Source organism: Thiorhodospira sibirica ATCC 700588 (assembly GCF_000227725.2).
GTDB classification, from domain to species: Bacteria; Pseudomonadota; Gammaproteobacteria; order Ectothiorhodospirales; family Ectothiorhodospiraceae; genus Thiorhodospira; species Thiorhodospira sibirica.
Genome location: NZ_MU255056.1, coordinates 1328923 through 1339510, shown reverse-complemented (window position 1 = coordinate 1339510; position 10588 = coordinate 1328923). Strand labels below are relative to the sequence as shown.

Annotated in this window: 6 protein-coding genes and 1 pseudogene; 1 reads left to right on the top strand and 6 read right to left on the bottom strand. The window is 56.9% G+C overall.

Going from position 1 to position 10588, the window contains the following annotated elements; all coding sequences use genetic code 11:
* Positions 1-341, top strand: a 341-nt coding sequence (locus tag THISIDRAFT_RS06370; protein ID WP_221913966.1) for a hypothetical protein, incomplete at its 5' end; no start/stop codon positions are given.
* 320 nt (positions 342-661) lie between these two features.
* On the opposite strand, the gene THISIDRAFT_RS06365 is transcribed toward THISIDRAFT_RS06370, so the two are convergent.
* The 6 genes and pseudogenes from THISIDRAFT_RS06365 to THISIDRAFT_RS06345 form a co-directional block, all read right to left on the bottom strand.
* The gene (locus THISIDRAFT_RS06365) at positions 662-1555 is read right to left on the bottom strand and encodes a response regulator (protein WP_006788692.1); all 894 of its coding nucleotides are present in this window, start codon (positions 1553-1555) and stop codon (positions 662-664) included.
* Positions 1556-1593: 38 nt separating this feature from the next.
* Positions 1594-2589 (bottom strand): response regulator, encoded by a 996-nt coding sequence (locus THISIDRAFT_RS06360; protein WP_006788691.1) that lies wholly within the window; start codon positions 2587-2589, stop codon positions 1594-1596.
* Positions 2589-6548 (bottom strand): PAS domain S-box protein, encoded by a 3960-nt coding sequence (locus THISIDRAFT_RS06355; RefSeq protein WP_050984954.1) that lies wholly within the window; start codon positions 6546-6548, stop codon positions 2589-2591. The genes THISIDRAFT_RS06360 and THISIDRAFT_RS06355 overlap by 1 nt, the downstream gene beginning before the upstream one ends.
* A 378-nt stretch (positions 6549-6926) precedes the next feature.
* Entirely contained in the window at positions 6927-8063 is a 1137-nt protein-coding gene (locus THISIDRAFT_RS06350) for a response regulator (RefSeq protein ID WP_040853302.1), read from the bottom strand.
* A gap of 517 nt (positions 8064-8580) precedes the next feature.
* Positions 8581-8852, bottom strand: a pseudogene (locus tag THISIDRAFT_RS14755) (IS701 family transposase); the annotation flags it as partial.
* A 174-nt stretch (positions 8853-9026) separates the two neighbouring features.
* A partial coding sequence (locus THISIDRAFT_RS06345; RefSeq protein ID WP_336245401.1) for a type IIL restriction-modification enzyme MmeI occupies positions 9027-10588 on the bottom strand: 1562 nt, incomplete at its 5' end.

The following is a 10588-nucleotide window of genomic DNA, read 5'->3' as shown; positions in this document are numbered from 1 at the left end:
CTACCGCCCCGCCTCCGTCCTCCCCGCCCCCCAGCTGCTACACCCCCGAACCGGAAAACGCCCTGAGCGAATCCATGCAAGAAAAACTCGCCGCCTGGCTACACGGCCGCAGCCGGTGTACCTTGTATGAGGTCTGCCTGGAAGTGTTTGGCATACCGCCCGAAGACCTCAACCGCGCCGGACAAACGCGATTGGGCTGTATGCTCAAGTCATTGGGCTGGGTGTCACAGCGTGAAACCGTGGCTTCTCGCGCCAAGATAGTGAATGGTTATACTATGGGCTTGTTCTGCAGGGGTGTTTACTTTGATTTCACAAGCGCGTCATTTGGCGATTTTGCGTGACCCGGAGCAGCAGTAATGGGCGGCCTTGCAGGTGCGCACCGATGGGGCTTTTCCCTTGCTGTGGTTTGCACTGTTTGCGCAGTGTGAGCGCTTTAGCCATTTGCCGCCGGTAATGCTGCCTACCCCACCGCTTGAGGTATTCACCCACCGAACGCATCGGCATCCGCAACCCGGTCTCCTGCCTGATCAACTCCTGTGCCGCCGGGTGCAGGCTTCTAGCATCTTTTTTTTCATGCATCAAATCATCGCACAATTACGTAGCTATTTGATTGCCGGGTTAATACATCAGTCACATAAAAATTAGTAATTGTTAACGCCCTCTAGGTTTTCGATATGTAAACCACCGCCTCAACCTCGTTGCCATTGCCCAGATACTCTAGGCTTTCAAAGGCTAGGTGGCGGGCCATGGCGATGCCGCGTCCGTGGGTGTCAAACAGGCGTTCGGGGTCGATGTCCAGATAGCGCGCCCAGTCAAAACCGGCGCCTTGGTCTTTGATCCGATAAATCAGCCGCTCGCCCTCGGTGCGAACGTACACAGAGGCGATGCGGTCGCAGTAACGCGGATCGTTCAGACGGCGTTCCAGTTCCTCGCGCCACTCCTCGGTGGCAAGCGCGGCGGATTTACCGGCGTAGCCCAGTTCGAGATTGCCGTGTTCGACGGCATTGAGCAGCAATTCCAGCAGACCCAAAGAAACTTTCCCCGGTTCCTGGGCGGGAATGGCCAGCAGCGCGGCGAGGCGTTCGGCCTCCTCGAAGCGGCGAAATGCAAAGCGTGCCTCGCGCAGCATCCCCCACACTGATTCGCGTTCCTCGCGCATGCGCCGCAGTTCGAGCCGGGTGTGTCGATCCTGCAAGGCAATGTTGATCAGGCGTTGCAGCGAGGCTTCTTGATAGGGCTTGGCTAGATAGTGCCAGGCACCGGCAACCAGACCCTCCTGAACTTCTGCCGGACTGACCGCGCTGGTTTGCATGATCACCGGCAGGTCGTCGAAGCGATGATCGGCGTTGACGCGCCGCAGCACTTCGATGCCATCCATGCGTGGCATCATCCGATCCAGAATCACCAGATCGTAGCGTTCAGGCTCGGCATCCAGCCGCTCCCAAGCCTCAAGTCCATCGCTGGCAGTTTCGGCGCTCCAGCCTTCGCGCCCCAAGAGTTCGAGAATCAGTCCGAGGGCGATCTCATCATCATCGACGACCAGAAAAGGACGCATAAACATAACTCCAAGCGTGGTAGTGGGTTTGTATGGTGTCAATCTTGGTTTTCTTGCACATCCCAGCTTGCCTTGATCTCCAGGATGCGCGGCAATACCGTCTCGAATCGCTCGACCAGACGTGGCTCGAAATGACTGCCGCTGCTGGCGCGCACTGTTTCCAGGGCTTTGTCAATGGGCCAAGGTTCTTTGTAGGGGCGACGCATGGTCAGCGCATCAAAAACATCGGCCACCGCCACGATGCGGGCGGATTCGGGGATGGCCCTGCCCGCCAGCCCCTCGGGATAGCCGCTGCCATCCCAGCGTTCGTGATGATACAGCGCAATCTCGGCGGCAAGCCGAAACACCGGCGCCTGACTCATCGACAGGATGTCATGGCCGATGCGCGAGTGGGTGCGCATGATCGCCCACTCGGCTTCATCCAGCTTGGCGGGTTTGCGCAAAATCTCGCCGGGAATGCCGATCTTGCCCATGTCGTGCATGGCGGCGGCGTGTTCCAGGCGTTCGCCCTCTGCCGCTGTCCAGCCGCAGGCCTCCGCCAGCACCCGCGCAAAGCTGGCCATGCGCCAGATATGTACGCCGGTGTCGTTGTCGTTGTAATGACCAGCCACACCCAGCATGGTCAGCGCATCGCGATAACTTCGCTCAAGCCGCGAGGACTGCACCAGCGACAGATGGGTTTTGACGCGCGCCCGCACGATGGATGGCGAGAGCGGTTTGACGATATAGTCCACAGCACCTGCTGCGAATCCTTGGGCTTCATTGCCGACATCTGCCAGCCCAGTGACGAAAATCACTGGTATCGCCTCGGTGTTGGGATTGTCTTTCAGCGCCCGGCACACACGATAACCGTCCATGTCCGGCATCTGAATATCAAGCAGAATGAGCGCCGGGCGGCATCGTTTGGTGGCCGCGAGTGCCTCGCGGCCATTGTGTGCGAACAATAACCGATACTGGTCGCTCAAGATCTGGCGCATGGCAGCCAGGTTTTGGGTTTCGTCATCGACAATCAGAATCACGGATTCTTGGTTCATCACTCTCCCTCCACTTCTTCAATGTCAATATCCAGTTCCATCCCAAGCTGTTTGGCCAGCGTGCATACCGCCGTGTTTCCGGCGGCGGCATCCAGATTCTCGATAGCCTGATGCAGCGCAGTGAGTAGCTCGGGGCGCAGATAGCGGGCAAGTTGGTTGACCGCAGGTTCGGCCGCGATGGGGTCGAAATTGCCAAAAGCGCTGTGGGCGGCACGCAGCCAGGGTCTGATGACCTCGACATCGAGCTGGGGTGGCGCGCCCTCGCTCGGCGGTGCGTCCGCGACTGACTCTACTGACGCTGTGGTATAGGTTGCGATGGAGGCCAGCGCCGTGTCGAGCGCGGTTTGTAGGTCCGCAGTCGCTGCCATTCGCAGCTCGGTTGCCTCGGATGCTGTGCCAACGGTCTCGATCTGCGAAGCACAGGCGGCAACCGTCTCAAGCCCCAGATTTCCAGCGGCACCTTTCAGTTTATGCGCCAGCCGTTGCGGTTCCTCAAGATCAGCAGCACGCATCCGCATCACCACGTCGGTGTATTCCGCAGTGAATTTGCGCAAATAGCGGCGATACACCTCGGGGTCTTTCCAGATGTTGAGCGCCTTGGTGACCGAAAGCCCCGGCAAATCCGCGTCGGCACTGTGGACACCCAAGAGCGGGGGCGCACTCGCTTGAGCAGACGGTGGGGCAGACAGCGCGTGCGGGGGTTGTCCAGGGATCAGGCGCAGAATCAGCGCCACCGCCGCCTCGACATCGAAAGGTTTGGAGAGAAAAGCATTCATCCCTGCCTGCTCGGCGGCGATTTCCTGTTCACGCATCGCCCCAGCGGTGAGCGCGATCACCGGCAATTGCGCCAGCGCCTCATGCTGGCGAATGCGTCGGGTGGCTGCATAGCCATCCATGATCGGCATCTGCACATCCATCAACACCGCATCGACTCGATGGGCATGGGCAATGAGCCAGTCGAGCGCCTGCTGGCCGTCATTGGCGAGACTCACCAGCGCCCCCTCATTGGTGAAGATGCGGTAGGCCACCTCGCGGTTGATCTCGCTATCATCCACCACCAGCAGGTGCAAACCGACCAAGCGCTGCTGCTGATCAAGCGACGGCAACGGCGCGACGGGCTCGCCGAGGTGGCGGCGGCGTGCACGACCCACGGCATCGTAGAGTGGTGAGGGGGTGAGCGGCTTGCTGAGCACGGCATCAATCAGGCCAGCGTCCAGACTGCTCTGAAGTTGCGTGAACGAATTGGCGTTCAGCATCAGCAGCAGCGGCCAGCGCTGGGGTGGCAGCGTTGCATGAAGCCGGTGCGCGGTAGCCAGCAGATCGCATCCCGGCATTTGCCAGTCGAGCAACAAGACCGTATCCGGCCCTTGCAGGGCGGGGTCGTGCAGCACCTGTTGCAGCGCGGCTTCAGCAGTTTCATACTGGCGTCCCGTCCAGCCTAATGCTGCGATGGTTGCCAACAGCCCCTCGCACACGCAAGCGTCATGCTGAACAACCAGTACATGCATGGACACCGGTGCGCGCCCTTGCAGGGCACTGGATGGCAACCGCCTGAACGTCAGATCAAAGCAAAAAGTGCTGCCCATGCCGAGCTGGCTGGTCAGTTGGATGCGCCCGCCCATCAGCTCCACCAACCGACGCGAGATCGCCAAGCCCAGGCCAGAACCGCCGAAGTGACGGGTGGTGGATGCATCCGCCTGGATGAAGGGTTCGAACAGCCGGGTCTGCGCCTCGGCGGAGATCCCAATGCCGGTGTCCTTGACCGTGAATCGCAGCCAAACCTGGGTGGCGCTGGTCTCCAACGGCTCGATGCGTACTTCGACCAGGCCCGTCTCGGTAAACTTGATCGCATTACTGGTCAGATTGATCAGCACCTGACTCAGGCGCAGCGGATCACCGCGCAATGGCCAATCACTACACGCCGGAGGGACGATGACCAGTTCCAGCGCCTTGCTGTTAGCGGTGGCGGTCATGATGGTGGCCAGATTATCCAGCACACTGGTGAGCCGGAACGGGATGCGCTCGATCTCGATCTTGCCCGACTCGATTTTCGATAAATCGAGGATGTCGTTGATGATACTGAGCAGACTTTGACCGGAACGATGGATCTTGACTGCCAGATCGCGCGCTTCCTTGGGGAGATCCTGGCGCTCGAGCAGATAGGCCAGCCCCAGAATGGCATTCATCGGGGTGCGGATTTCATGGCTCATGTTGGCCAGGAAGCGGCTTTTGTCCTGCGTCGCCTGTTCGGCCTGTTCCTTGGCCTGAGTTAGTGCGTGTTCAACCTCTTTTAAACGCGTGATGTCGATCAGGGTGCCCGCGACCCACAGCGGGTTTTCATCCGCATCACGACAGACCAGCTTGCCGCGCACCAGCACCCAAACCCAGTGACCATCGCGGTGGCGCATGCGCGCCTCGCACTCGTAGTAGTTGAGCTCGTCAGCAAAGTGGCGCTCCAACAGCGTCTCGGCGTGTTTCCAGTCCTCGGGATGGACAAAACGCAACCAGGTATTGAAATCCACCGGCGTCAATTCCGCCAGACGGTAGCCGACGATTTCCGCCCAACGCTCATTGCAGCGGGTCTGGCCAGTCTGAACATTCCATTCCCAGGTGCCAGCGCGGGTGCCTTCAAGAATATTGGCTAGACGCTGGCGCTCCTCGGTCAGGGCGCGGGTGCGCTCCTCGACCAGCGCTTGCAAATGGGCGCGATGCTGTGCGAGTTCTTGTTCAACGTGCTTGAGCTGGGTAATGTCGCGTGCAATGCCGAGCACACCGAGGATCTGCCCCTGCTCGTCATAGACCGGGGTCTTGATCGTCTGAAACATGGCCTCATAACCATCATGGGCAAACACCACCCGCTCCTCTTTGACGTAGGGGCGTCCGGAGGCCATGGCCGACTGGTCGTGAGCACGAAATTCCTCTGCTGACGCATGATCGACAAAATCATAGTCAGTTTTACCGATGATCTCGGTTGCGGGGAGACCAAACAACTCCTCTAAGCGCCGATTGCCGAACAGATAATGCCCTTCTGAATCCTTGAGCCAGACCGGGTCAGGAATGGTTTGCAGCAGAATGCCTAAGCGCTCCTCGCTCTCGCGCAATGACGCCTGTTGCGCTTTGAGGGTGGCGTTGGCTTGCTGAAGATCCCGGGTGCGCACCGCAACCTGGCGGCGCAATAGCATAATCCAGGCCAATATCCCCAGAGTAATCATCATAAACACGGCAATGGCAGTAATGAACAGCCTAAAGTCAATCCGTTTATGATGGGTGCTCAGCGGCTGGCCAAACCACCGTGCTTCCAATAGTTGCAATTCGGCAGCACTAATGGCGTCCATGCCGCGCTCGATCAGCGCAAGCGTCTCCAGGTTTCCCTTGGGCACGGCGCGGCGCAATGCCCCGGTATAGAGCGTGAACGCCTTATGGAAGTCATCCTGGAGTCCGAGCCGGTACAGGTAAAATTCAGCCGGATACTGGTCGAGGCATAAAATCCGGATATCCTGACGCATGGCAGCAGCAATCAGCTCAGTGTAATCCGCATAATGTACTTGGTCATTGATGCCCTGCCGGGTGAGTTCCTCGGCGCAGGCATCCCTGGCCTGGACACCGATGCGAAATCCCTTGAGCGCCTTGACATCGGCGATGCCGGCGATGGAATTGTGGCTGTAGATATTGACAGGCAGCTCGGCGTAAGGCGGCGTAAAGTCGTACAGTGCTTCACGCGCTGGGGTCTTGAAGATCATGTCGATGACATCAGCTTCGCCCGCCAGCACCGTCTGCAGGGCTTTCTGCCAGGAGGTGCCGCTCAGCTCGACTGCCACGCCGGTCTTGCTTTCCCAAAGCGCCCAGTAATCCACCAGATAGCCGGTCAACTGACCCTCAATGGTGCGAAACAGAAAGGGCGGGTAATTGTCGGCAGTGATGACATGTAGCCGAGTCGGCGCCTCGGCCTCAGCAACCACTGGAGCTAGGCTAAACCCTAGCAACCTGAACAGCACTAACCCACATTTAGCGAAGTAACCCATCACACTGCGGCACTTCGGGGGGGGGTAGATTAAATCCAATAACTATCTGACGTATCATGCCAATTTGCCTCCTGCTCACTCAATATCGATAACCTGAAACCCTCTGAGCAAGAGGCAAGCTTATCTCAAAGCAACTCAGTTGAATACCCTTGAAATGGACAATTTAAGGCTTCAACTGCACCACTCCTGCTTACCCCATCGGAGGTACATTGCTTGAGCTTGGTGATATTCCGCACCACCGACACCACACCAATGATCTTGCCCGCGTGATCCACCATTGCAGCGATGATTGCTGATTTGTCGCCCTTATTGCCTCTAATCCTTGTCTTTGAGTAGTTTAATCAGATCATTTAACTGGGTATCAAAATCAAGCCCGCGATCAAAAAGCTCCAGCAATTTGTCAATTTCAGAATCGAATACCTCTTCGATCTTTTTTTCTTGCTGTTCCGACAATCCCAACAAAAATATTTGTTGCATCAGACGGTTGTTTAGGCTTTGCGCAATCAGGATGGTCTGCTGTTTTTGCTGCTGGTATTGCTCACACAAGGAACCAATCGCCCGTTCAACAGCCAGCGCCGTGGCCTCAAGTTGGCGTGTGCGTTTTTCGATTTGTGCGGTGCGAATCAAGGCTTGTGCCCCTTCGTCGCAGCCCTCGGCAATCATCGCCAAAGAATCGCGCAAGCTGCCGCAGCGGTCGCTGTCTTCGATGGGCATGTTGCGCACCAGGATAGAAACATAGGTGAAATTGATGATCAACTGGCGGCGAAACTGAAAAATGCGCCCGAGATTTTTCACATGCGCAAATACGGATTCAATCAGCGGCGTGGAGCAACCTTCCTTCACAAAGGTTAAACATTCACCCGGTGGACGTAATTGCACATGCGCCGTTAAGCCATAATTGGCTAAAACACTCATCACCAGCGTGGCCAGTTCTTCTATGGTGATGCAGGATAAACTACTGCGCAAGAAGTGGGTGACGCGAGCATTTTCGTTATGCTCGGTGAGCACATCCATCAGCGCCTTATGCGTCGATTGTTTATCCGATTGCAAGCGTTTTTTATGGTTCAACATCTTAACCAGGGCTTGCACCTTGCGCAGCACTTCATCCGGTGCGGCAGGTTTGTTGACAAAATCATCGCCGCCCGAGTCATAGGCTTGCAGGCGATCTTCCAGGGTGTCGTGCGAGGAGATGAAAATCACCGCTGGCTGTTCATCGGCGGCGATATCCTCCCTCGCTCGCAGACGGCGGCATGTGTCGTAACCATTCAAGCCGGGCATGTCGATATCAAGCAACACCACATCGGGCCGGAAGGCGTCAAACTGCACCAGCGCCGCCTCCCCCGATTCAACACACAGCGTCTCAACGCTTTGCTGAAGCAATAGATTGATCGGCGCTATCGAGTATTCATCATCGTCGACCAGCATCACGCGGATTTTTGCTTGTTCGTCCACAGGCGTCTCCAAGAAGTTATTTTGAATCTGATCTGCCCGCAAACCGACGGGCATCGGCATAATAGTAGTGGGTATGGTTCGCATCAATCCACACGCCCTGCGTCGATGTCTGGCCCACGGCCAGAGCCGGGTTTTCTCGCGCCAAGATAGTGAATAGTTACTGATGTTACGCAGCCCTAAGCAATGGAGCAAAAAACAGTTCTTGATTTTTTCTTCATTGTTTATCAGAATTTTCGCTTGTAGATAGGTTATCTACAAGCGCGAAGGTTTCGCGTTCCATGGTCGGGGTCGAAGTCGAATCGCAAAGTTGTTCTCTGTTCAGGATGAACGCCGAGGCAATTTTTACGGCGTAAGCTGGGTTTCGACGGCTGAAACCGCCCATGTTGCCGGTGTTGACCGGCCATTCGGTTGGGACTGCTCAACCAGGACTCCAGTTGCTCGCCCGCAAGGGTGTTATCAACGGAGAGCGAAGTGCCTAAAAATCGCATAAGCAACTTTGTTTAGGTTTTTAGGAGCAGGCAAATAAGTGATTCGCTGGTGTTTTAGTGGTGTGGGCCGGGGATTTGGCAAACGCTGCATTGGATTTGAGCGATTGATGGAAGACCTCGACGTTCCAGCGTTTTTGGTAGGTTGTCGTGATTTCGTCCCACGCTGCCCTCAATTGGCAACAAACCAGATACAAAACGCCGCTGTTGCCGTCTTTGTTCGTAAAGACTTGCCGGGGAAGCGTAACCCCTTCAAGTAGCCCGTAACGGCTTTTTGTTCTGTCCAGGCCAATTGATCGACTCGAGGACGGGTGGGACTGCGTAACAGCAGTTAAAGAACTCTCCCCCTGTTAAGGGGGAGTCCCGCCGCAGGCGGGGTGGTTATCTGGAGCGCCGACGTGTAGTCGGCTGGTTTTAAATCCATATCTGGGCTGCCTGACCTGCCGAGTGCAACTCGGCGCTCCAAGGTGCCGGTGGGTTATGCAAGGCTTTGGTAGCGTTGGAAGAGGAAGCCGACGCGTTGGGCTTCGGTGGTGAAGGTGTGTTTGCCGTAGGCGGCGTCAACGGCGCGGTCGTTGGCTTGGTGGGCTTTGCGTAGGTCGTGGGGCATGGCCAGCGGGTCATACAGATCGGCAAGGGTGGCCTCGGGGTGGTTGGCGCGGGCGTCGAGAATGGCTTGTGCGGTTTTTTCGATCTGTTGGCGCTGGGCGTTGGTGGGTTCTGGCCAGGGGAAGTTGTTGTAGACGATGCTGGCGGAGTAACGGTAGTCGCTTTTTAGGCGACCGCACACCACACGCATCCAGGCGTTGTGCATCAGTGAGCACATCACGCCGAAGGTGTAGCGGCTTGCGTTAGGGATAATCAACAATAAGTTGCTGGCGATGACCTCCGCGCTTAGATAGCCAATCGGCACATAAAGGCGGCGTTCTGAGGAAACGCTGGGGATGGCAAGATATTCACTCGTGGGCTGGCGGATTTCCTGAAATTCGCTGGGCTTCTGGGCATCCATGCGGGTTTTAGCTTTGTGACTGGTCAAGCGGGTACGTTTCACAGCGGCAATGCGCTGCAAGAGTATTTTGGAGGCGCGCAGGTCTTGCGGTTTGGCCTCGGCTAACCAAAAACACCAGCGCCGTTCACCTGAAATCAGTTCCTTGGCTCCCATGAAGGGGCGGATGTAGCGGGCGGCAATGGGGTCATTGGCGCTGATCTCCTGTTTTTCTTCAAAGCTCAATAAGAAATGTCCGCCATCGGTGGGTTGGCTTCCTTTGACCATGATGTCTGCAGTTGCTGACAATGGCTCGCGACGATAGGCTAAAAAAACCTCCGGCCCATCAACCAGGTAGGGGTTGATCTGAGCTACCTCACGACAGATCGCTTCGGCGCGGACATGTTCATAGTCATACAACAATTTTTGGGAACGCGGCTGCAGGGCAAAGCCGATGATCACGCAATGCACCGCCGCTGCGCCACTGGCCTCACTGCGCCATTCAAAGGTGCGATGGGCAAAGTTGATATGCGCGCCCTGGGCATAGAGCGCTGACCATAAGATGCTGACCTGTTCGCCCTGGGTGATGGAGTTGGTGGCAACAAAGGCGGTTTCTATCGCCGGATGGTGCTGCATGTAGGCTGTGGCCTTGGCAAACCAGGCGGTGACAAAATCCAGCTTGCCCGCGCTGCGGGCCTCGTGATAACTGCGGCGTAATAGCTGTTTTTGGGTCGGTGACTGAAAGCTGTAGCCGCGAAACGGCGGATTGCCCAGAATGTAGCTGCACTGCGCTGGGGCGATGACCTGCGTCCAATCCAGTTGCAGTGCATTGCCATGCACGATATTGGCGGATTTCACCAACGGGATGCGCACAAAGGCGTTGCCAAATTCTTTGGAAATGGCGATGTTCATTTGGTGATCCATCAGCCACATGGCGGTTTTGGCAATCTGCGCCGGCCATTCTTCAATTTCAATGCCGTGGAATTGATCGACATTGACTTTGACGTACTGGTCTACCGCATCCAGGGATAACTGCTGGCTCATTTCAACGGCGT